This window comes from Chromobacterium haemolyticum DSM 19808 (genome assembly GCF_000711885.1).
Taxonomy (GTDB): domain Bacteria; phylum Pseudomonadota; class Gammaproteobacteria; order Burkholderiales; family Chromobacteriaceae; genus Chromobacterium; species Chromobacterium haemolyticum.
In genome coordinates this window covers 290317-311506 of the sequence record NZ_KL543995.1, presented here as the reverse complement: position 1 = coordinate 311506, position 21190 = coordinate 290317, and the positions used below count along the sequence as shown (strand labels likewise).

The following is a 21190-nucleotide window of genomic DNA, read 5'->3' as shown; positions in this document are numbered from 1 at the left end:
CACCTGCAAGCGGCGAACATGCCCAGCGATGAAGACGCGCACCTGAGTCGCATCCACTACGGCCTCCGACATGCCCAAATCATCATGGAGGGCGAGCGGGACATAGGCCTGCTCAAAGTCGCGCGCCACCCTGCCGCCTGGCAGTTGATCCAGCTGCAACTACTGCCGGACCGGCAAGGCCACGGCCTGGGCTCACAATTACTACGCGGCTTGCAGCGCGAGGCTGAACACGCCGGAGCCGCTTTGGAACTCCGCGTGCTGGAGCGCAACCCGGCGCGGCGGCTCTACCTGCGCCTGGGATTTGTCGACATCCAACACGCCGACGACGAATTCCTGATGCGCTGGAGCGCCAGCCCGGCCTAGGCCGCCGGCCACAACACCGGAAACCAATCCTCGCACAGCCGCTGGCCCGGCTGCATGCCATGATCCGGATAAGGCGGCGAGGTGCGGCCCGGACGCTCGACGTAGCGCGCATCGTCGCCCAGCCAGCGCAATGACAAGGCTCGCCGCCTACCGCCGCCGGGATTGCCCCGCGCGCCGTGCACAGTGCGGAAGTCGAACAGCACCGCGTCGCCGGGTTCCAAAGCCCATTCCAGCACCTCCATGCCCGGCTCGCGATCCGGGTCAGGCGCGTCTCGATATCGGCGCGCGTCGCCTTGATAAAAACTGGATTCATCTTTCCAGCGCAGCGGCCGCACCCACTCCTGCCAGCGGTGCGAACCGGCGATCAAGCGCAACGTCGCCTCGCTCACCGGGTCCACCGGAATCCAGAAACTGACAGTCTGCTCGCCGTCGACAAAGTAATACGGGATGTCCTGATGCCAAGGCGTGGGTTTGTGCGTGCCCGGCTCTTTGACCAGCACATGTTCATGGAAGAATTGCGCGGTGGCCGAACGCATCAGCGCGGCGGCGCCGGCCGCGGCCGGGGATTCCGTGACCACCGCCTGGAATTCAGGAACCCGCCGCCAGTTGCAATAGTCCTCAAAGAAGGAGCCCGGCTCGCCGGCGGCCACCACATTGCCGGCGTACGGCCCCGGAGCGCGCAAATTGCGCTCGATGCCGGCGGCGATGACATCGACCCAATCGCGGAACAGGCCGCGCAGGCAAACCGCGCCGTCGCGCTGGAAGGCGGCGATGTCGGCGGCGGAAATCTCGGGACAGGCAAGCATGGCGTTCTCCTCTTTCCAGGGTTCAAAGTCTGTCGCGCCTCGTGAAGCGTTGCACGGCGAGTACAAGCTCATTTTCGCTCGTTCTCGCCTTGTCTCGCCCTCGCTCGCGAAACGTTGAACAGGCTCTAATGCGTGTGGGCGCCGCCGCTGCGGGCGCTTGTCCTCACTATCGCCGCAAACCCATGCCAAAATAAAATAATATGTTTTGATTATCCTCCTCGGAAAAAGCGATGAAGTTGACCCTGCGCCAATTGCGCTACGCGCTGGCCGTGGCCCGCCACGGCGGCATCAGCGCGGCGGCCGAGAGGCTGAACGTGTCTCAACCTGCCGTGTCCGCCGCCGTTGGCGAGCTGGAAAACATCCTGGGACAAGCGCTGTTTGTCCGCACCCGCGGCGCCGGAATGGCGACGACGCCGTTTGGCAGGCAGGCCTTGACGCAAGCGCGACGGACCGTGGAAGCCGCAATGGCGCTGGAGGGGCTGGCCAATGGCGCGGACGCGCTGGCCGGGGAGTTGGCGCTAGGCTGCTTCGAGGACTTGGCGCCCTACTGCTTGCCGCCTGTGTTGCGCGCGCTGCGCGAACGTCACCCCTCTCTACGCGTGGAGGTGCGTGAATGCGGGTTCGACCTGATCGGTCCACAGCTGCTTCAGGGCGGGCTGGACGCCGCCATCAGCTATGATCTGGCGCTGCCGCCCACGCTGGCCTTGACCGAACTGCGCACGCTGGCGCCCCACGCGCTGCTGGCGGTTGACCACCCGCTGGCGCAGGCCGAAAAGGTGATGTTGAAGGAGCTGTGCGAATGGCCGCTGCTGCTGACCGAACAGGCGCACAGCGGCCCGCACTTTCTGGACTTGCTGCGCATGCACGGGTTGCGACCGGCACGGCTGGAGTCGGTCCGCAGTTTTGAACTACAGCGCGGCATGGTGGCCCACGGTCTGGGCGTGGCCATCGCTTACACCCGGCCCAGCGGAGACCACAGTTACGACGGCCGGCCGCTGACGCTGCGGCCCATCGCCGAACCGCTGCCGGAGCAACGCATTGTGCTGGCCTGCCTGCGCGAGCGGGCGGAGACGCCGGCCATTGCCGCGCTGCGTGAACGCGCGCTGGACTGGTTCTCGGCCAGGCCCGCTTTTGGCGTCGGCGCGGCCGGCAACGATACATGACAAGACATTTAAAGGCGGTGTTCACTCTGTCGCGTGACCGCGAAGCGCGGCAGATCAAAAACTGGTTCTCAGCCAGCCTGGGCCTGCAAGTACTGACTTATCTTGGCGGCGCTGATCTTCTGCATGCCGCACAATTGGCTGTGATCGGCCAGCCGCGCGCCGTAGCGGCGGCTGAGCTCGCCCTGCAAATGGCACAACAGTTGCGCGGCCATTTCCGCGTCGGCCAGCGCGCGGTGGGCACGGCCGGTGTCCGGCAAGCTCAGCCAGCGCGCCAAAGTACCCAGCTTGTGGTCCGGCGCCTGCGGCAGCACCCGGCGCGACAACAACAGGGTGCAAGCGAAGTCCTGCTTGCGTGCCAGACCCAGTTGGGACAGCTCGTAATCCCAAAACTTGCGGTCGAAACTGGCGTTGTGAGCGGCCAGCGGCGTGTCGCCGACGAAGCGCGCCGCTTCGGCCATCGCTACCGCCGGCGGCGGCGCGTCGCGCAACATCGCGTTGCTGATGCCTGTCAGGCGCTCGATCATCGGCGGAATCCACACGCCGGCGTTGATCAGGCTTTGATAGCGGCCGACGATGCGGCCGTCCTCCAGCAGCGCCACGCCGATTTCGGTGGCGCGGCAATCGCGCCCCGGAGACGCGCCATTGGTTTCGAAGTCGATGACGGCGATGCGTCTACTCATTTCAGCGCCGCCCGCGCCGCCTCTTCCGGGCTCAGGCCATCGTAGTACTGATCGGTGTACCACTCCGCCTGTTCCTCGATATGCTCCTGCGCCTCCGCCACGGTGGCGCCGGCCGCCACCAGGTGAGTCTCCACCTCGGCGCACCATTCCAGCAGCGCGCGGGTTTCCTCGTCCAACTCGTCTTGTTTTTGCTTCTTGGCCATGGCCGTATCCTCACATCGCTTCCGCGTGCCGAAAACTGCGCATTCTACCCGCGCAGGCGGCAGCGGCCAAACCGCTCACACCCGCATATGGCGGATGGATTCGCTCAGCTCGCCGAAATGGCCGCGCAGTTGCACCAATTCGTCTTGCACTTGTCCCACCGAACGGCTGGTAATGCCGGCGTGCTGGGTTACTTCGTCGACGTTGGCCAGGATCTGCGCCCCGGCCGCCTTCTGGTTATCCAGCAGCCGGGAGATATTGCGGATGCGCTCCTCCGCTACGCCGGCCTGGCTGCCGATCTGGTCCACCATGCCGCCCAGCTGCTTCACCAGTTCCACGCCCTGCTCCACCTGGCCCACACCGTTTTCCATGCTGCTGACCACTTGCTCCGAGGTGGCCTGCAACTGGGAAATGACGTTGACTATGTCCGCCGTCGCCTGTGCGGTGCGCTCCGCCAGCGCGCGCACCTCGTCCGCCACCACGGCGAAGCCGCGGCCGGATTCGCCTGCGCGCGCGGCTTCGATGGCCGCGTTCAAGGCCAAAAGGTTGGTCTGATCGGCAATACCGCGGATTGCGTCCACCATGCCCCCTATCTTGCGGATGTCGCCCTCCAGCAATTGCACACTGTTAGCGCTGTGATGAATGGTTTCGGCCAGGTTGCCAATATTGCCCACGGTCTGCTGCACCGCCTTGCTGCCTTCGCTTGAGCATTGCCCCACTTCGCCGGCGATGCGCAAAGTGCTGTCGGCATGCTCGGCCACGCTGGCCAGATGGTCGGCTAGTTGCTGAATGGCGCCGGCCATGGACTGCGCCGAATCGGTTTGCAAACGGCTGGCCTGTTCCACGCTTTGGGTGAGTTGGGCGATCTCGTCGACCGACTCCCCAAGCGCGCCTGAAGTCTGGCCCACTTTGCCCACAATGCCCTGTAGGGTGTCCATCAGGGTATTGAATTCTCCAATGGCGGCACCCAGCTCATTACGCCGCCCCACATGAGCGCGGATGGATAAATCGCCGCTGCGTTCGATACGTTGTGCCGTATCCTTGAAACGCTCGATAGGCGGCAGCACCGATCGCGCCACCCACCAGCACAGCAGGGCCATCAGCAAAGCCGCGGCCACCGCCGCCACAATGATTATCACGGCGGCCACGCCCACCTGCGCCACCGTGCTGTCATTCTGCCGGCGCGAACCGCTGTCGATGGCGTCAGCCAGTTTTTCCATCTTGTCCTCCAGCAGCGCGAAATCCTGCTGGAAGTCCTTCAGCTTGGCCGCGGCCTGCTCCGGCTGGTCAAAACCAGCGGCTACGATGGCGGCGGCCGCTCCGGTATAGCGTTCCACCACCGGCAGAATTTGCTGCAGCAAGGAACGGGCCTCGGGATCGCTGATCTTGTCCTGGTTTTCCTTCATCGCACCGAGAAAACGCTTGCTGTGCTCGTCCACGTCCTTGCGGATTTCGGCCAGCGCGGCGCGATCGCCATTTTTCTGCGCCAACATCAGCGCCAGAACATCGCCGTGCACCGCGTCGTGCATCATGTCGGCATCCATCTGTCGCCGCACCTCGCCCTGGCTGTCCAGCAATTCATTGATACTGCGCACCAAGTGCACCGTACTTTGGTAGCCAACCGCGCCGATCAGCAGGCAGGATACCACTACGCCGAAAGCCAGCAGCTGCAGCTGCACCCGAATCGTCAAGCCTTGCATAGCGGTCCCCTTGCCTTAGCGCTCATGTCTATAGCATTAACACTAATACATTCCCAAGATTCCGCCGAAGCCGTTGCGGCCGGCTACAGATCCACCTTGCCGCGCAGGGACTTGACTTCGCCGCGCCGCGTCTTGCCGGCCAGCCGGCGCTGCTTGGAGCCGTAAGTGGGTTTGGTGGCGCGGCGCGCCTTGGGAGTGTGGCTGGCGGCGTCGACCCAGGCTTGCAGGCGCTGAAGCGCATCCGCGCGGTTCAACTCCTGGGTGCGGTGCTGCTGGGCCTTGATCACCAGCACGCCCTCTTTGTTCAGGCGCTGATCCGGCAAGGCCAGCAGCCGCTCCCGCAGCCATTCCGGCAGGGAGGAGGCCCGCACGTCGAAGCGCAGATGCACCGCCGACGACACTTTGTTGACGTTTTGCCCGCCCGCGCCTTGCGCGCGCATCGCGCTGAATTCCACTTCGCGCTCGCTGATCGGATACCGCGGCTTGTCCATGATGCAAACCAACAATCAAAAGAAATAATTGTAGCGCACGCGCCGCATCCCTTGGCATGGGGCGGCGTTTTATTTCAGAGTGAAATTGTATGAATATCAATAGACTGCTATTGTCGTCGGCTTGCCTGGCCGATACCCTGCCGGACGCTCTTTGCCCATAGAACACGATGTCACTTTTTCTCGACCCTCGGACTACACTGGCTTGCACCGCCGGCTACAGCCTGGTCATCTCCCTGGTCACTTTCCTGTTCTGGCAGCGCAGCCAGCGCCAACCCGCGGTGCTGGCACTCGCCATCGGCGGGTTGCTGGACGCGGCGGCCGGCCTGCTCTACCTTGCGCCGCTGGATCTGGACCCAGCCTTGATTTCCATCAGCGCCAAGCTGCTGATCCAGTTGGCGGCGCTGCACGTTCTGATCAGCATTGAGCGTTTTTACAAGCACTCCAGCCACTACAGCCTACCCTTGGGCCTGGCCCTGGTCTTCATTCCCCTGCTGCTGTTCATCCACGAAGGCCTCGCACATTCGGCACTGGCCCGCCACGCCATCTTTTCGCTGGGCGCCTGTCTGCTATGGGGCTTGATCGCCTGGCGGCTGTGGCAGGCGGAACAGGATTCTCCGCGCGCCGGCAAATCGCTGGCCTCGGCGCTGGCGATGCTGACCCTGCTGCTGGAGCTGGCGCGACTGGCGCTGGCGCTATCCGCCATACAACCGGACATCGAAGTCGCCGGCCAGCGTCAGAACCTGCTGCTGTTGATGACACAGTGGTCCGGCTACGGCGTGGTGGTATGCCAGCTCTATCTGGTGTACGAGCGGGCGATGGATCAGTTGTTGCAGCAATCACGCAGCGACAGCCTGACCCGCTTGCTGAACCGGCGCAGCTTCGATGAAGAGGCGGTGGCCGCCTTCCGTCTGGCCCAGCGCGAGCGGCGGGCTCTGTCCTTGATCGTGCTGGATCTAGACCATTTCAAAAGCATCAACGACCGTCACGGTCACCTGGCCGGCGACCAGGCGCTGACCGCGCTGGCCGACTGCCTGCGACGCCAAGCGCGTCAAACGGATCTGATCGGCCGCCACGGCGGCGAGGAGTTCTGCATTCTACTGCCGGATACCGGCAGAGAGCAGGCGGGCCAGGTGGCGGAGCGGCTGCGCGCCGCCATCGCCCGCATTGAACTGCCGCTGCCGGAGGCCGGCGCGCAGCTGCGCTTCACCGCCAGCTTGGGCGTGGCCTGTCTGAACAGCAGCCACGCTTCGCTGGAAAGCCTGTTCTGCGAGGCCGACGCCATGCTGTACCAAGCCAAGCACCACGGCCGCGACAAAGTGATGCTGTCTGCGTTGCCGGCCGCCGCGGCTTGATTCAAGACCGGGCGGACTGCGCCAAACCCTCGCACACCGGCTTTTGCGGATCGCCGGCCGGCAGCTTGCCGCACACCTCGTCCAGCTGTCCGGCCAAGCGCGCCAGCGTCGCCGCCTGCTGTTGCTGCCGGCCCCAGGCCTTGAGCCGGTTTACGGCTTTTTCCAGCGAGCGCCGGTTGCGTTCGTAGAAGGCGCTGGGCGTGCTGCCCGCTTCCTTGAAGATTGCGCTGGCGGTGCTCTCTATTCGTTTTTCATCCCCCGGCGCCAACTCAATCGCCCCGCTCAAATAGCTGACGCCCCATTGCAGACGCGTAGCCGGGCCGTTGGCGGCTTCGTAGGCCTGGCGATACCAGTCCAGCGCCGCGGCCTTGTCGCCTCGCTGCTTAGCGTTGGAAGCCAGGATCAGCATATGGTAATAAGGCGCGTGGGAACGGCCCAGCTCCGCCTTGAGCAGCGCGTCGGATTCGTCCAACCAGCCCGCTTGCGTCAACAGATCTGCGCCTGCGGTGATGACCGCTTGGCGTTCGTAGGGATTTCCGGTGGCTTTGTCCGCCGCCGCCACTCGCTGTTTGACCTCCTCGCGCAAGGCGCGCGGCAATTCGCCCTTGGGCTGGTTCAAGCGAGCCAACGCCAACCGCGACGACAAGGCGCCCAGGCGGTCCGCGGTGGACAAGCCCGCGTCCACGGCCAGTTTGTCCAAAGCGGCGTCCCATTGCGCCGCCAGCGCCAAACGCTCAGGCCCCTCCGCGCTCAAGGCCTTGACGATGTCGGCGGCGCTGTTGATCAAGATGTCGGCGTTGACGCGCGGCTGGGCCAAGGCTGCGCGCGCGACTGCCAGCCCTTGCGCGCGGTCCGTCACCGGCGTCTCCTCGCTGGCCGCCGCGGCCAGCGCTTTCAACTTCAACCGCAAGGCAGTGGCCGTCGGCTGGGCCGGAGCCTTGTCCGCCAGCCGCGCCAAAGTCGCCGCCACTTGTTTCTCCGGCACGATCTGCGCCTGATCCGTGTCCCAGGAATAATCCGCCAGCAATTGCCAGTCCCCATCCGCCAACGCATCGCCGGCCAGGGCAGACTGCAGCAAGACTTTCACCGGCCGCGCCGCCGCCAGGCCCAGTTCCAGCGTGCGCAGATAACGCTCCGGGTCCACCTCGCCCGGCAGGCGGGTGATCTCCGCGCCGTCCGGCCGAAACAGAATCATGGTTGGATAGCCGCGTACTTTGAACTCGCTGCCCAGCTTTTGCGCGTCCGGGCTGTCGCCGTCCAGGTAAACCGGCACGAACTGGCGAGTGCGGGCGATGAAATCCTGGCGGTTGAAAATGGTGGCCTTGACCTGGTTGCACGGCGGGCACCATACCGCGCCCCAGTACAGGAACAACGGCTTGTTTTCCGATTTGGCCTTGGCAAAAGCGGCCGGAACGTCGCCCTGCAGCCAGGCAATGCCGGGAGGCAGCGCGTGGCCGTCCGCAGGGGCGGAGGCGGCTTCTGCCGGCAGCGCCAGGCTGGCGGCGACAAAGGCCAGCGAGATCAAGGTAAGCTTCATCGCAGAATTCTCTTATGGTTGGGTTGTCGAACCATGCTAACGCAATTATTCGAACGTAATAAAGTGCGATCGCTTCTGTGCTTAGCGATAAAAAATCCAATGTCGCGTTTCCACTGCCCGACACCGCCCCTTTCGCCGCAAGGACACCACGCATGACGACTCCCCCCGCTTACTGGCTTGGCCCTCTATTGCTGGAAAACGGCTTCGAACGCGACGCCGCCGGCCAAGTCGTCTCCACCGCCGCCCGCCGCGCCCATCTGCTGATCGCCGACGGCCGCATCGCCGAAATGCGCTTCGACTCCCCTCCTGACGACGGCCGGCCGCGACGCGACGCATGCGGCTGGCTGGCGCTACCGGCCTTCGCCGACATGCACATCCACCTGGACAAAGGTCATTACGGCGGCCCTTGGCGCGCCGCGACCCCCTTCATCAGCGTGGCTGAGCGCATCCGCGAGGAACAGGGCTTTCTGCTCGATTTCCTGCCGGACACCCGGCGCCGCGCCGAAGCGCTGCTGGACCTGATTGCATCCAGCGGCGTCGCCTTCGCCCGCGTGCACTGCAATGTGGACCCGGTGGCCGGCCTCGCCACCATGGAGCAAGTTCGCCTGGCGCTGGACAGCCGCCGGCATTGGCTGGATTACGAACTGGTGGCCTTTCCGCAACACGGCCTGCTGGCCGGCGACACGATCAAACTGATGGACCAAGCGCTGGCCTCCGGCTTCGACGTGGTTGGCGGAGTGGACCCGGCCAGCGTGGACGGCGACATCGAACGCTCGCTCAACGCCACGCTGGAGCTGGCGGTCAAACACGGCGCGCCGGTGGACTTGCATCTGCATGATCGCGGCGAACTGGGCGCCTACACGCTGGAACGCCTGGCGCGGCTGAGCGAATCCGCCGGCCTGGCCGGCCGAGTCAGCGTCAGCCACGCCTACTGCCTGGGAGAACTGGAGCCGAGCCGGCTGGATCAGGTGTGCGCGGCGCTGGCCGCCAGCGGCATCGCCATCGTGTCGGCCGCGCCCATCGATGTGCCCATGCCGCCGCCGCAAGCCCTGGCCGCACACGGCATTCCGCTGAGCCTGGGTAACGACAACATCAACGACCACTGGACGCCGTACAACAGCGGCAGCATCGTCGAGCGCGCCAGCCGCTTGGGCGAACGCCACGGATGGAACGACGAATACGCGCTGAGCCGCGCGCTGCGCCATATCACCCGCGGACTGTCGCCGCTGGACGACGCCGGCCGCCGCGTATGGCCGCAGGTCGGCGACGCCGCCAACCTGACACTGGTGGACGCCTGTTGCTCCGCCGAGCTGATCGCCCGCCGCAAACCGGTGCGCGGGGTGCTTCGCTGCGGCCGGCCCGGCTGGTGGGCCGAGGGCTAGGCCCGGCCTAGCTTCGCCGCCTGAAAAGCGGTTAGAACCTGTGTACGATCTTTCGTCCGTGCTTTGAAACACGGCTTGATACACAGGAAGCCACGTATCCGACGCGCCCCAGGCCTCTTCAAACCTGCCGTCGGGTGGCAGGCCCGAGGTCTTGAGCGGCTACCCTGTTTGAGCGATTTGACGGCGGATTCAGCCTTGGGTCATGACCCCTCTCGAAAAGATCGTGAACAGGCTCTTACAGCAACTCCAGCGCCATCGCGGTGGCCTCGCCGCCGCCTATGCACAAACTGGCCACGCCGCGCTTGCCGCCGCGCTGGCGCAACGCCGACAGCAGGGTGATGATGATGCGCGCGCCGGAGGCGCCGATGGGATGGCCCAGCGCGCAGGCACCGCCATGCACGTTGACCTTGTCGTGCGGCAGGCCCAAGTCGTGCATCGCCGCCATCGTCACTACGGCGAAGGCTTCGTTGATCTCGTAGAGATCCACATCGCCGGCGCTCCAGCCCGCCTGGGCCAGCAGCTTGCGGATCGCTTCCACCGGCGCGGTGGTGAACCAGCCTGGTTCCTGAGCGTGGGTGGCGTGACCCACGATGCGGGCCAGCGGCCGCAAGCCGCGGCGCGCCGCCTCCTCCACCGTCATCAACACCAGCGCGGCGGCGCCGTCGGAAATGGAGCTGGCGTTGGCCGGCGTCACCGTGCCGTCCTTCTTGAACGCCGGCTTCAGCGTCGGGATCTTGTCGACGTTGGCCTTCAAGGGCTGCTCGTCGGTATCCACCACCTGCTCTCCCCCGCGGCCGCTCACTGTCACCGGGGTGATTTCATCACGGAACAGGCCGTCGCGGATCGCCGCCTGAGCGCGGTTCAGCGAGGCGATGGCGAAAGCGTCCTGGGCCTCGCGGCTGAAGCCGTACTTCTCGGCGCACCATTCGGCGAACACCCCCATCAACTTGCCCTTGTCGTAAGCGTCCTCCAAGCCGTCCAGGAACATGTGGTCCTTGATCTCGCCATGGCCCAGCCGTAAGCCGGCCCGCGCCTTGGTCATCAGATAGGGCGCATTGCTCATGCTCTCCATGCCGCCGGCCACCATCACCCGCGCGCTGCCTGCGCGCAGCAGATCATGGGCCAGCATGGCCGCCTTCATGCCGGAACCGCACATTTTGTTGACCGTGGTGCAGTTCACCGCCAGCGGCAGGCCGGCGCCCAGCGCCGCCTGGCGCGCCGGCGCCTGGCCCTGGCCGGCCGGCAACACGCAACCGACGATGGCTTCGTCGATGTCCGCCGCAGGCACGCCCGCGCGCTCCACCGCGGCCTGGATCGCCGCCGCGCCCAGCTCCGCCGCCGTCTTGGCCGCCAAAGCGCCCTGGAAGCCGCCCATGGCGGTGCGCGCCATGCCCACGATCACGATGTCTTGCTGTTGCATTGCTTACTCCTCATGTCGATTGCCGGGCATCCGCGCCGCGCCTGTCCAGCGTTTTCTCGCACTGATGCCGTAATTGGGAAATTTCGCTCAATACCACCTTGATGTCTTCCATCTGCTCCAGCAACTGCTGTTCCTTGCGCTGCAGGATGCGGATGAACTCGTGCAGCTGAGGCGCGTCGTCGCTGGCCGCGTCGTAGAGCGCGAAGAGCTCGCGGATTTCCTGCAGGGACAGACCGATGCGCTTGCCGCGCAGGATCAGCATCAGCCGCACCCGGTCGCGCCGGCTGTAGATGCGGCGCTGCCCCGCCCGCAGCGGTTCCAGCAGTTGCTGATCTTCGTAAAAGCGGATGGTGCGCGTGGTCACGTCGAACTCCTGCGCCAACTCGGTAATGCTGTAAGTCTGCTCCGCCATCTCCCTCTCCCGCCCTCCCCGGCGCCGCCGGACCATTCGCGCAACATTCGCCGTTGCGCTTGTCATTGTTGATTGACGTTAACGTAAACGTCAAGCTATCTTGAATACAGCATAGAGCAAATAGTCGAGGAAACAACATGCAAGCCAAAATCGCAGTGGTGGGCGCCGGCACCATGGGCAACGGCATCGCCCAGGTCTTCGCCGCCCATGGTTACGAAGTGCGCCTGGCCGACGTCAGCCAGGCCGCCCTGGACAAGGGCCTGGCCGCCGTCGCCTCCAGCCTGGCGCGGCTGGTGAAGAAAGGCCAGTTGGCCGAAGCCGATGTCCCCGCCATTCTCGCCCGCATCCAGACCACGACCCGCCTTGCCGACCTGGCCGACCGCGATCTGGTGGTGGAAGCCGCCACCGAAAACGCCGCCGTCAAGGAAAGCATCTTCCGCGAGCTGGCCGCCGTGGTGCGCCCGGACGCGGTGCTGGCGTCCAACACCTCTTCGATTTCGCTAACCCGCATCGCCAGTTGGGTCAGCCAGCCGGAGCGCGTGGTGGGCATGCACTTCATGAACCCGGTGCCCGTGATGCAGTTGGTGGAGATCATCCGCGCGCTGCAAACCGGCGACGCCGCTTACCGGTTGGTCTATGAATTGAGCCAGGCCTTGGGCAAAACCCCGGTCACGGTCAAGGACGCCGCCGGCTTCGTCTCCAACCGGGTGCTGATGCCAATGATCAACGAGGCCGCTTTCACGCTATACGAAAACCTGGCCAGCGCCGAGGACATCGATACCGTGATGAAGCTGGGCATGAACCACCCCATCGGCCCGCTGGCCTTGGCGGACCTGATCGGCCTGGATACCTGCTTGTCCATCATGGACATCCTCTACACCGAATTCCGCGACAGCAAATACCGCGCCTGCCCGCTGCTGGCCCAGCTGGTGCAGGCCGGCCACCTCGGCCGCAAGAGCGGCAAGGGTTTTTACAGCTACGCCTGAGCCGGCGCCGTCGGCAACGGGCTTTCATCAAGATCAGACGGAGGCAGCACCATGACCCAGGCAGTCCCCACCATCAAATTGCTGATAGGCGGCGAATTCGTCGAATCCCGCAGCGCCGAATGGCGGAACGTCGTCAACCCGGCCACCCAGGAGGTACTGGCGCGGGTGCCGATGGCCACCCAGGACGAAGTCGACGCCGCCGTCAGCGCCGCCAAGACGGCTTTCGCCAGTTGGAAGAAAACCGCCATCGGCGCGCGCGCGCGCATTTTCCTGAAGTATCAACAGTTGATCCGCGAGCACATGAAGGAACTGGCGGCGCTGCTGACCGCCGAGCAAGGCAAGACCCTGGCCGACGCCGAGGGCGACATCTTCCGCGGCCTGGAAGTGGTGGAGCACGCGTCCTCCATCGGCAATCTGCAACTGGGCGAATACGCGGAGAACGTCGCCGGCGGCGTGGACACCTACACCGTGCTGCAACCGCTGGGCGTCTGCGCAGGCATCACCCCGTTCAACTTCCCGGCGATGATTCCGTTGTGGATGTTCCCGATGGCCATCGCCACCGGCAACACCTTTGTGCTCAAACCCTCGGAACAAGACCCGATGGTGACCATGCGCCTGGTGGAGCTGGCGCTGGAAGCCGGCATCCCGCCCGGCGTGCTCAATGTGGTGCACGGCGGCGAACATGTGGTCAACGCCCTGTGCGACCACCGCGACATCAAGGCGGTGTCCTTCGTCGGCTCCACCAAGGTGGGTACCCATGTGCACCATCGCGCCAGCCTCAACGGCAAGCGCACCCAATGCATGATGGGCGCCAAGAACCACGCCATCGTGTTGCCGGACGCCAATAAGGAACAGGCGCTGAACCAGTTGGCCGGGGCCGCTTTCGGCGCCGCCGGCCAGCGCTGCATGGCGCTGTCGGTGGCGGTGCTGGTGGGCGAGGCCCAACAGTGGATTCCGGAACTGGTGGCCAAGGCGCGCGGCCTGAGCGTGGGCGCCGGCAAGGACAACCCGGACCTGGGCCCGCTGATCTCCTGCGCCGCCCGCGAGCGCGTGGCCGGCCTGATCGCCCGCGGCGTGGAAGAAGGCGCGCGTCTGGAGCTGGACGGCCGCGATATCCAGGTAGCCGGCTACGAGCGCGGCAACTTCGTCGGCCCCACCATCTTCTCCGGCGTCAAACCGGAAATGAGCATCTACCACCAGGAAATCTTCGGCCCGGTGCTGTGCCTGATGGCGGCGGACTCGCTGGACGACGCCATCGCCATCGTCAACGCCAACCCCAACGGCAACGGCACAGCGGTGTTCACTCAGAGCGGCGCGGCGGCGCGCAAATTCCAGGAGGAGATCGACGTCGGCCAGGTGGGCATCAACGTGCCCATCCCCGTTCCGGTGCCGCTGTTCAGCTTCACCGGTTCGCGCGGCTCCAAGCTGGGCGACCTCGGCCCTTACGGCAAACAGGTCGTGCTGTTCTACACCCAGACCAAAACCGTCACCAGCCGCTGGTTCGACGACGCCGCCAGCGGCGGCAAGGTCAACACCACCATTTCGCTGCGCTGACCGGGAGCCCGCCATGGATTTCGCACTGACTGAAGAACAGATCGCTTTTCAGGACAGCGCCCGCGACTTCGCCGCCAGCGAACTCGCGCCGCGCGCCGCCGAATGGGACGAAGAGGAAATCTTTCCGCTGGAGGTGATCCGCCGCAGCGGCGAGATGGGCTTTCTCGGCCTGTACACCCCCGAAGCCTACGGCGGTCTGGGCCTGCCGCGGCTGGACTCCGCCATCATCTTCGAAGAGCTGGCCGCCGGCTGCACTTCCACCGCCGCCTATCTGACCATCCACAATATGGTGGCCTGGATGATAGCCAGCTTCGGCAGCCCGGAGCTGGCTCAGCGCTGGGTGCCGCCCATGGTCAGCGGCGAACTGCTGGGCAGCTACTGTCTGACCGAGCCCGGCGCCGGCTCCGACGCCGCCTCGCTGAAGACCCGCGCCGAGCGCAAGGGCGACCATTACGTGCTCAACGGCTCCAAGATGTTCATCTCCGGCGCCGGCAGCACCCAGGTGCTGGTGGTGATGGCGCGCACCGGCGGCCCCGGACCCAAGGGCGTGTCCGCCTTCGTGGTGCCGGCGGACGCGGCCGGGGTGCAATACGGCAAGAAAGAGAAAAAAATGGGCTGGAACAGCCAGCCCACCCGCGCCATCACCTTCGACAAGGTGGAAATCCCCGCATCCAACCGGCTGGGCGAGGAAGGCCAAGGCTTCGCTTTCGCGATGAAGGGACTGGACGGCGGCCGCATCAACATCGCCACCTGCGCGGTGGGCACCGCTCAAGCCGCGCTGGCCGCCGCCCAGCGCTATGTGCAGGAGCGCCAGCAATTCGGCCAGCCGCTGGCCGAGCTGCAAACCGTGCAGTTCCGGCTGGCGGACATGCTGACCGAACTGGTGGCCGCGCGGCAGATGGTGCGGCTGGCGGCATGGAAACTGGACCAGGCCAGCCCGGACGCCAGCGCTTATTGCGCCATGGCAAAGCGGCTGGCCACCGATTTGAGTTTCAATGTGGCCAACAACGCGCTGCAACTGTTCGGCGGCTACGGCTATCTGAAGGACTTCCCGCTGGAACGCCACGTGCGCGATCTGCGCGTGCACCAGATCCTGGAAGGCACCAATGAAGTGATGCGGATGATCGTGGCGCGCAAACTATTGCAAGACGGCGCGCTGGAAACACTGCGCTGATCGAAGCCGGAAAATCCAAGATGCGGCCTTGCGCCGCCTTGCCTCAGCCGCTTCGCTGGATTTTCCCGGCCTCGCTCAATCAAAACCGAATCCATAAAGGCAAACGCCATGAACAACTACGCCCACCTGAACGTGGAAAAACGCGGCCACACCGTCGTGGTCACCATAGACAATCCGCCGGCCAACACCTGGAACCGAGATAGCCTGAGCGCGCTGAAACGACTGGTGGCAGACCTGAACGCCGACCGCGACATCTACGCGCTGGTGATCACCGGCCAGGGCGAAAAATTCTTCTCCGCCGGCGCCGATCTCAATCTGTTCGCGGACGGCGACAAAAAGGTGGCCGCGGAAATGACCATGCTGTTCGGCGAGGCCTTCGAGGCGCTGTCCGCCTTCCGCGGCGTCAGCATCGCCGCCGTCAACGGTTATGCGATGGGCGGCGGCCTGGAGTGCGCGCTGGCCTGCGACATCCGCATCGCAGAGGAGCAGGCGCAAATGGCGCTGCCTGAAGCCGGGGTCGGCCTGCTGCCCTGCGCCGGCGGCACCCAGAACCTGCCCTGGCTGGTGGGCGAAGGCTGGGCCAAACGCATGATTCTGTGCGGCGAGCGCATCGACGCGCGCACCGCCGAGCGCATCGGCCTGGTGGAAGAAGTGGTGGCCAAAGGCCAGGCGCTGGACGCCGCGCTCACGCTGGCGGCAAAAGTCGACCGCCAATCGCCATCGTCGGTGGCGGTGTGCAAGCAGCTGGTGCAACGCGCGCGGCTGCAGCCGCCGGCTCACAATCTGATCCACGAACGCGAAGGCTTCATCAAGCTGTTCGACACGCAGGATCAGGGCGAAGGCACCCGCGCCTTCCTGGAAAAACGCGCGCCTCAGTGGAAGAACGCCTGACCTTCACCCAAGGACGAATCCGCCATGTCCCACCTGGTACTGTTTGAAGAACTGCCGGTCCGCGGCGGCCAGCGCATCGCCATCGCCACGCTGAACGCGGAAAAATCGCTGAACGCGCTGACGCTGGAGATGATACGGCTGCTGGACGCGCGCTTGAACGCCTGGGAGAACGACGACGCCGTGGTGGCCGTGCTGTTGCGCGGCGCCGGCGACAAGGCCTTCTGCGCCGGCGGCGACGTGCGATCGCTGCGCGCCGCGCTGCTGGAAGACGGCGACGTCTATCCCAACCCGCACGCCGTCGCCTTCTTCAGCGAGGAATATCGGCTCGATTATCACATCCACCGCTACCGCAAGCCGCTGATCGTCTGGGGCGGCGGCATCGTGATGGGCGGCGGCCTGGGCCTGATGGCCGGCGCCAGCCACCGCGTGGCCACCCCGGCCACCCGCATCGCCATGCCGGAAATCACCATCGGCCTATACCCGGACGTGGCCGGCAGCTGGTTCCTGCAACGGATGCCGGCCAAGCTCGGCCTGTTCCTCGGCCTGACCGGCGCGCCGCTGAACGCCGGCGACGCGCTGCTGTGCAATCTGGCCGACCACGTGCTGCCTGCCGACGGCCAGCCGGCCTTGCTGACGGCGCTGCGCGAACTGGCCTGGGAACAACCGGCGGAACGCCACCACGGCCTGGTCAGCGCCTTGCTTAACGAAATGGAACGCGGCGTGGCGTTGCCGGAAGCCAACGCCGGCCGCAACCTGCTGGCGGTTCACCAACTGATGAACCGCGGCAGCCTGGACGCGGTGGCCGCCGCGCTGCGCGACACCGCCTTCGAAGACCCGTGGCTGGCCGCGGCCGCCAAGAGCTTTGCCCACGGCTGCCCCAGCTCCGCCGCGGTGTGTTGGGAAATCTTCCAGCGCGCCAAACACCTGTCCTTGGCCGAGGTCCTGCGCATGGAACTGGCGCTGTCGGTCAACTTCTGCGCCAAGCCGGACTTCCGCGAAGGCGTGCGCGCGCTGCTGGTGGACAAAGACCGGGCGCCGCAATGGCACTACCGCGAGCTGGCCGACATCCCGCCAAGCTGGGTGGACAGCCATTTCGATTCGCCGTGGACGGCGGCCGAACACCCGCTGGCCGCGCTCCAATAACAATAGAGGAGACAGAATATGCAAACCATCGCCTTCATTGGCCTGGGCAATATGGGCGGACCGATGGCCGCCAATCTGCTGAAACACGGTTATAAGCTGAACGTGTTCGACCTGTCCGCCGACGCGCTGGCCAAGCTGACGGCCGCCGGCGCGCGCTCGGCCTCCTCCGCCGCCGACGCCGTTCGCGGCGCCGACGCGGTGATTTCCATGCTCCCGGCCGGCCGCCACGTGGAAGGCTTGTATCTGGGCGAGTCCGGCCTGTTCTCGCAACTGCCGGCCGGCACCCTGGTGGTGGACTGCAGCACCATAGACGCCGCCACCGCGCGCAAAGTGGCCGCCGCGGCCGACGCTGCCGGCCTCAAAATGCTCGACGCGCCGGTGTCCGGCGGCACCGCCGGCGCCGCCGCCGGCACGCTCACCTTCATCGTCGGCGGCGCCGCCGCCGAGCTGGAACGGGCGCGGCCCTTGCTGCAAGCCATGGGCAAGAACATCTTCCACGCCGGCGCCGCCGGCGCCGGCCAAACCGCCAAGATCTGCAACAATATGCTTTTGGGCATCCTGATGGCAGGCACCGCCGAGGCGCTGGCGCTGGGCGTGAAAAACGGACTGGACCCCAAAGTGTTGTCCGACATCATCAGCCAGAGCTCCGGCCGCAATTGGGCCACCGAGCTGTACAACCCCTGGCCCGGCGTGATGGAGAACGCGCCGGCCAGCAGAGGCTACAGCGGCGGCTTCATGACCGAACTGATGCTGAAAGACCTGGGACTGGCCGAGGAAACCGCGCTACACAGCCACGCGGCCAATCCGCTGGGCTCCTTGGCGCGCAATCTGTACGAGGAGCACGCGCAAGCCGGCTTCGGCAAGCTGGATTTCTCCAGCATCCTCAAGCACTTCCACCCGCTGGATTGAGTTAGACCGCGCGGCCCCTAAGCTGGTGGCCGCCGTGGACCACGCTTAATGTCCTGAGAACCTGTTTACGATCTCGCGAGCTAGAGCGAGGCAAGGCGAAAACGGCTGAGAAAGCGGAATGCACACGGGGTACATGAGCATTTCGAAGACGTACTCACTGGATAGCGCTGCACAATGCGCAGCAGATCGTAAACAGGTTCTGAGGAGAACTTGGCCCAAGGCCGTAATGGGTCAGTGCTTGGCCAAGCCAAAGAAGCGTCTGATCTTGTCCACCAGTTCCGCCCGTTGCGGCAAGCCGTTGCCCTCTTGCCAATCCTGCGGCAGCTTGCGAGTGCGTTCCGCCAGCCGCTCCGCCAGAATCGACGAAATCGCCTCCGCCAACTCCTTGCGCGAGCTCAGAATCGCCTGAAAGGCTTCTTTATCCAGCCGCAGGCACTCCACATTGGAACGCGCGATCACGGTGCCGCTGCGCGCCTCTCCGGTCATCAAGCCCATTTCGCCGAAGAAGTTGCCGCCCTCCAGCACGTCCACCAGCTTTCGGCTGCCATCCGGCAGATTCACCCACACTTCCACCTCGCCGTTGAGCATGATGTAGAGCCAGTGCGCCACCGCGCCCTGGTGCATGATGATGTCGCCGGTGACAAAGGGGGTGAACTTGAGTTGATCGGCCAGTACCACCAGCTCCTCGTCGTTGAGGCTGGACAGAAGCTCCACCTTGCGCAACGCCTGCACCCGTTCTTCCAGGTGCTTCTTCATGCGCGCTTCCATGTACTTTTCATTGTCCTTGATGGTCAGCACATTGTAGTGCGGCGAGGACATTTTCAGATTATGGCGGCGCAAGGCGGCGTCGATATGGGTGCGCACCACGGAATCAGTCAGATCGTCGGCTGCGAGATCGGTCAGCCAGTAACGCACTGCGTACTTGCTATAGCCGTTCTCGAAGCCCATCAGAATGCAGTTGGGCTCCGGCGACAAGGCCACGCCGGGCAACTGGGCCTCACGCAAGGAGCGTTCCACCACGGTGATGATCTGATTGGGCAAGGTATCCCAGTTAATGTTGAACCACACCCAGCGCCGCCATTGCAACGGCGCGCCCTGGTGCTTGCCCAGGATGGCGAACTGCCCCTTCATCAGCTGGCTGTTGGGAATCACCACGGTTTCCCAGTTGCGGGTTTCCACCAAGGTGGCGCGCCAGTTGATTTCCACCACCCGCCCGGACAGCTCGCCGGACTTGATCCAGTCTCCCACCTCCACCGAATTGTCCAGTTGCAGCGACAGGCCGGCCAGAATATTGCCCAGCGTATCCTGCATGGAGAACGCCAGCACGCCGGTGATCACCGCCGAAGTGGTGACGATGTGGCTCAGATCCAGGCCAGCCAGACGCAGCAGCGCCAACCCCCAGCCCACGCAGCCCAGCACCAGCAGGATGTCCTCCAGAATGCGCGGCGGATGCAGGCGGAGCAAGGGCAGGAACAGCCGCATCAACATCATCGCCCATAGCCGGATCAAGGCCAGTCCCAGTACGATGACGGCCACCTGCTTGATCCACTCCGCCACCGCCTGGCCGTCCTGAGGCCCCAGATTGATCGCCACCAAGGCTAGGGCGGCGGCCAACAAAGAGCGCAGCGTCGATTTACGGGTTTCCGGCCGCAGCAGATAGAGCAAGGCGGCGCAGGCGGCGGTCAACGCCACAAACAGCGTCAAGCTGTCGTGCCACGCCTGAGGGATCAGCTTTTCCAGCCAGCTAACCGTCGGGGCCGTATCCATGCCGCCTCCGCGATGAAGTCTTGATGGGAAACCGCCGATGGCGGCGCCGCTGCGGCTGGGAACAAAGAGGAAACAACAGGCCGGCCGCTTTTCATTGATAGTCCATCGCGGCGGATAAAAAAAATCCCTCCCGTATAGGGAGGGCTGCAAGGTATCGGGGAAGTGTAATCGCCGGAGCTGGGGAGCCGCCGGAATCACAGCGCCCTGCTATACCAGTGCAGCGCGCAATTGAATGCTACACATTCCCATAGCATTTAGATATGAGTACATTTACTTAGCAAGCATGTCTCGCAGTACAGGCTCCACTTCGTCCGGCGTGGTCAGCCTGCGGATGCGCTCAAACAAGGCGCCGGCCTCCGGCCAGGTTCGTTTCAGTTGCCCCAGCCATTGCTTGGTCCGCGCCACCGGGTAGCGTCCATCCTCGGACTGGACGCGGCACTGCAGGAACAAGTCCAGCACCCAGGGCTGCATCTCGTTCCAGGGCATGGGTTCGGCGCCGTCCTGGCGCTTGATACGCAAAGCCAGGTCCGGGCAGGCGACCAGGCCCCGCCCTATCATCACCGTGTCGCAGCCGCTTTGCTGGCGGATGGCGCGGTAATCGTCCAGCGTCCACACTTCGCCGTTGGCCACCACGGGCACCGCCACGCTCTCACGGATGCGGGCGATCCAGTCCCAGTGCGCCGGCGGGCGGTAGCCCTCCACCTTGGTGCGGCCATGCACCGCCAGTTCCTGCGCGCCGCCGGCCTCCAACGCCCGCGCGCACTCCAGCGCCCGGCTCTTGTCTTCATAGCCCAGCCGCATCTTGGCGGTAACCGGTATTTCGGCTGGCACCGCCGCGCGCACCGCCTGCACGATCTGGAACAGCAGTTCAGGGTCGTTAAGCAAAACGGCGCCGCCGCGATGGCGGTTGACAGTGGGAGCCGGACAGCCGAAATTCAGATCTATGCCCGGCGCGCCCAGGCTGGCGGCCTTGGCCGCGTTCTCGGCCAGGCAAACCGGGTCCGAACCCAGCAATTGCACTCGTACCGTAACGCCGGCGCGGGTCTTGCCGCCGCGCGCCAGCTCCGGCGCCAGCCGCATGAAGGTGCGGGTGGGCAAAAGCGCCGAGGTGACGCGGACAAACTCGGTCACGCACAGATCAATGCCGCCCACCCGGGTCAGCACATCGCGCATCGCCTCGTCCACCAGGCCCTCCATCGGGGCAAGAACCAATTTCATTGCAAACATCGCCGGAAAAAAGGCGAATATTGTACCGCAAA

At 65.1% G+C, this 21190-nt stretch carries 20 protein-coding genes; 10 read left to right on the top strand and 10 right to left on the bottom strand.

The features are described from left to right. Positions 1–18: 18 nt before the first annotated feature. Positions 19–363 carry a GNAT family N-acetyltransferase gene (locus BR71_RS21065; RefSeq protein WP_208854921.1) on the top strand — a complete coding sequence of 115 codons (345 nt, stop codon included), beginning with the start codon at positions 19–21 and terminating at the stop codon, positions 361–363. Here the strand turns inward: BR71_RS21065 and BR71_RS21060 are convergent. Continuing rightward, complete coding sequence (locus tag BR71_RS21060; RefSeq protein WP_043641796.1) at positions 360–1169, bottom strand: phytanoyl-CoA dioxygenase family protein; 810 nt, start codon at positions 1167–1169, stop codon at positions 360–362. The two genes, BR71_RS21065 and BR71_RS21060, sit on opposite strands and share 4 nt — an antisense overlap. A 230-nt stretch (positions 1170–1399) precedes the next feature. Here BR71_RS21060 and BR71_RS21055 point away from each other — a divergent pair, with 230 nt between their 5' ends. Beyond that, positions 1400–2332, top strand: a complete 933-nt coding sequence (locus BR71_RS21055) for a LysR family transcriptional regulator (protein WP_043641793.1) — start codon at positions 1400–1402, stop codon at positions 2330–2332. Between the two features lie 68 nt (positions 2333–2400). Here BR71_RS21055 and BR71_RS21050 read toward each other — a convergent pair whose 3' ends face one another. The 4 genes from BR71_RS21050 to arfB form a co-directional block, all read right to left on the bottom strand. Continuing rightward, positions 2401–3012: a 3'-5' exonuclease gene (locus BR71_RS21050; RefSeq protein WP_043641791.1), complete on the bottom strand. Its 612-nt coding sequence runs from the start codon at positions 3010–3012 to the stop codon at positions 2401–2403. Next, positions 3009–3215 (bottom strand): hypothetical protein, encoded by a 207-nt coding sequence (locus tag BR71_RS21045; protein WP_019101381.1) that lies wholly within the window; start codon positions 3213–3215, stop codon positions 3009–3011. Before BR71_RS21045 ends, BR71_RS21050 begins: the two co-directional genes overlap by 4 nt. Positions 3216–3290: 75 nt before the next feature. Then, positions 3291–4913 (bottom strand): methyl-accepting chemotaxis protein, encoded by a 1623-nt coding sequence (locus tag BR71_RS21040; protein WP_043641789.1) that lies wholly within the window; start codon positions 4911–4913, stop codon positions 3291–3293. 83 nt (positions 4914–4996) lie between these two features. Then, a complete protein-coding gene (gene arfB, locus BR71_RS21035) occupies positions 4997–5404 on the bottom strand; it encodes an alternative ribosome rescue aminoacyl-tRNA hydrolase ArfB (protein ID WP_043641787.1) in 408 nt (135 codons plus the stop codon). 167 nt (positions 5405–5571) lie between these two features. On the opposite strand from arfB, the gene BR71_RS23190 reads away from it, so the two are divergent. Continuing rightward, positions 5572–6756 (top strand): GGDEF domain-containing protein, encoded by a 1185-nt coding sequence (locus tag BR71_RS23190; protein ID WP_052370956.1) that lies wholly within the window; start codon positions 5572–5574, stop codon positions 6754–6756. Position 6757: 1 nt separating this feature from the next. Here the strand turns inward: BR71_RS23190 and BR71_RS21025 are convergent, their stop codons facing one another. Continuing rightward, positions 6758–8293: a thioredoxin family protein gene (locus BR71_RS21025; RefSeq protein ID WP_043641785.1), complete on the bottom strand. Its 1536-nt coding sequence runs from the start codon at positions 8291–8293 to the stop codon at positions 6758–6760. 152 nt (positions 8294–8445) lie between these two features. Between BR71_RS21025 and BR71_RS21020 the strand changes: the two genes are divergently transcribed. Next, complete coding sequence (locus BR71_RS21020) at positions 8446–9675, top strand: amidohydrolase (RefSeq protein ID WP_043641781.1); 1230 nt, start codon at positions 8446–8448, stop codon at positions 9673–9675. A gap of 235 nt (positions 9676–9910) precedes the next feature. Here the strand turns inward: BR71_RS21020 and BR71_RS21015 are convergent, their stop codons facing one another. Further along, on the bottom strand, positions 9911–11095 hold the full coding sequence (locus BR71_RS21015) for an acetyl-CoA C-acyltransferase (RefSeq protein WP_043641779.1): 1185 nt from the start codon (positions 11093–11095) through the stop codon (positions 9911–9913). 10 nt (positions 11096–11105) lie between these two features. Then, positions 11106–11507, bottom strand: a complete 402-nt coding sequence (locus tag BR71_RS21010) for a MerR family transcriptional regulator (RefSeq protein WP_043593585.1) — start codon at positions 11505–11507, stop codon at positions 11106–11108. Between the two features lie 137 nt (positions 11508–11644). Here BR71_RS21010 and BR71_RS21005 point away from each other — a divergent pair, with 137 nt between their 5' ends. The 6 genes from BR71_RS21005 to mmsB all read left to right on the top strand — a co-directional run bounded on the left by BR71_RS21005 (position 11645) and on the right by mmsB (position 18164). Continuing rightward, positions 11645–12493: a 3-hydroxybutyryl-CoA dehydrogenase gene (locus BR71_RS21005; protein WP_043641775.1), complete on the top strand. Its 849-nt coding sequence runs from the start codon at positions 11645–11647 to the stop codon at positions 12491–12493. 51 nt (positions 12494–12544) lie between these two features. Further along, on the top strand, positions 12545–14047 hold the full coding sequence (locus tag BR71_RS21000) for a CoA-acylating methylmalonate-semialdehyde dehydrogenase (RefSeq protein ID WP_043641772.1): 1503 nt from the start codon (positions 12545–12547) through the stop codon (positions 14045–14047). Positions 14048–14060: 13 nt separating this feature from the next. Further along, complete coding sequence (locus BR71_RS20995; RefSeq protein WP_043641769.1) at positions 14061–15221, top strand: acyl-CoA dehydrogenase family protein; 1161 nt, start codon at positions 14061–14063, stop codon at positions 15219–15221. 108 nt (positions 15222–15329) lie between these two features. Next, on the top strand, positions 15330–16112 hold the full coding sequence (locus BR71_RS20990; protein WP_043641767.1) for an enoyl-CoA hydratase: 783 nt from the start codon (positions 15330–15332) through the stop codon (positions 16110–16112). Between the two features lie 24 nt (positions 16113–16136). Beyond that, entirely contained in the window at positions 16137–17255 is a 1119-nt protein-coding gene (locus tag BR71_RS20985) for an enoyl-CoA hydratase/isomerase family protein (protein WP_043641765.1), read from the top strand. 18 nt (positions 17256–17273) lie between these two features. Next, complete coding sequence (gene mmsB, locus BR71_RS20980; RefSeq protein WP_043641764.1) at positions 17274–18164, top strand: 3-hydroxyisobutyrate dehydrogenase; 891 nt, start codon at positions 17274–17276, stop codon at positions 18162–18164. Between the two features lie 231 nt (positions 18165–18395). Here mmsB and BR71_RS20975 read toward each other — a convergent pair whose 3' ends face one another. Together BR71_RS20975 and BR71_RS20970 are read right to left on the bottom strand one after the other, a co-directional pair. Beyond that, on the bottom strand, positions 18396–19931 hold the full coding sequence (locus BR71_RS20975) for a mechanosensitive ion channel family protein (protein WP_043641760.1): 1536 nt from the start codon (positions 19929–19931) through the stop codon (positions 18396–18398). Positions 19932–20201: 270 nt separating this feature from the next. Then, a complete protein-coding gene (locus BR71_RS20970; RefSeq protein WP_043641757.1) occupies positions 20202–21149 on the bottom strand; it encodes a tRNA dihydrouridine synthase in 948 nt (315 codons plus the stop codon). Positions 21150–21190 lie beyond the last annotated feature (41 nt).

Bases quoted from the DNA above. Each gene is read 5' to 3' on its own strand.
- BR71_RS20975 (WP_043641760.1), bottom strand. From the start codon at position 19,931: ATGGATACGGCCCCGACGGTTAGCTGGCTGGAAAAGCTGATCCCTCAG.
- BR71_RS21000 (WP_043641772.1), top strand. From the start codon at position 12,545: ATGACCCAGGCAGTCCCCACCATCAAATTGCTGATAGGCGGCGAATTC.
- mmsB (WP_043641764.1), top strand. From the start codon at position 17,274: ATGCAAACCATCGCCTTCATTGGCCTGGGCAATATGGGCGGACCGATG.
- BR71_RS21015 (WP_043641779.1), bottom strand. From the start codon at position 11,095: ATGCAACAGCAAGACATCGTGATCGTGGGCATGGCGCGCACCGCCATG.
- BR71_RS23190 (WP_052370956.1), top strand. From the start codon at position 5,572: ATGTCACTTTTTCTCGACCCTCGGACTACACTGGCTTGCACCGCCGGC.
- BR71_RS21065 (WP_208854921.1), top strand. From the start codon at position 19: ATGCCCAGCGATGAAGACGCGCACCTGAGTCGCATCCACTACGGCCTC.
- BR71_RS21045 (WP_019101381.1), bottom strand. From the start codon at position 3,215: ATGGCCAAGAAGCAAAAACAAGACGAGTTGGACGAGGAAACCCGCGCG.
- arfB (WP_043641787.1), bottom strand. From the start codon at position 5,404: ATGGACAAGCCGCGGTATCCGATCAGCGAGCGCGAAGTGGAATTCAGC.
- BR71_RS21055 (WP_043641793.1), top strand. From the start codon at position 1,400: ATGAAGTTGACCCTGCGCCAATTGCGCTACGCGCTGGCCGTGGCCCGC.
- BR71_RS20990 (WP_043641767.1), top strand. From the start codon at position 15,330: ATGAACAACTACGCCCACCTGAACGTGGAAAAACGCGGCCACACCGTC.
- BR71_RS21025 (WP_043641785.1), bottom strand. From the start codon at position 8,293: ATGAAGCTTACCTTGATCTCGCTGGCCTTTGTCGCCGCCAGCCTGGCG.
- BR71_RS21050 (WP_043641791.1), bottom strand. From the start codon at position 3,012: ATGAGTAGACGCATCGCCGTCATCGACTTCGAAACCAATGGCGCGTCT.
- BR71_RS20985 (WP_043641765.1), top strand. From the start codon at position 16,137: ATGTCCCACCTGGTACTGTTTGAAGAACTGCCGGTCCGCGGCGGCCAG.
- BR71_RS20970 (WP_043641757.1), bottom strand. From the start codon at position 21,149: ATGAAATTGGTTCTTGCCCCGATGGAGGGCCTGGTGGACGAGGCGATG.
- BR71_RS21040 (WP_043641789.1), bottom strand. From the start codon at position 4,913: ATGCAAGGCTTGACGATTCGGGTGCAGCTGCAGCTGCTGGCTTTCGGC.
- BR71_RS21060 (WP_043641796.1), bottom strand. From the start codon at position 1,169: ATGCTTGCCTGTCCCGAGATTTCCGCCGCCGACATCGCCGCCTTCCAG.
- BR71_RS21020 (WP_043641781.1), top strand. From the start codon at position 8,446: ATGACGACTCCCCCCGCTTACTGGCTTGGCCCTCTATTGCTGGAAAAC.
- BR71_RS21005 (WP_043641775.1), top strand. From the start codon at position 11,645: ATGCAAGCCAAAATCGCAGTGGTGGGCGCCGGCACCATGGGCAACGGC.
- BR71_RS21010 (WP_043593585.1), bottom strand. From the start codon at position 11,507: ATGGCGGAGCAGACTTACAGCATTACCGAGTTGGCGCAGGAGTTCGAC.
- BR71_RS20995 (WP_043641769.1), top strand. From the start codon at position 14,061: ATGGATTTCGCACTGACTGAAGAACAGATCGCTTTTCAGGACAGCGCC.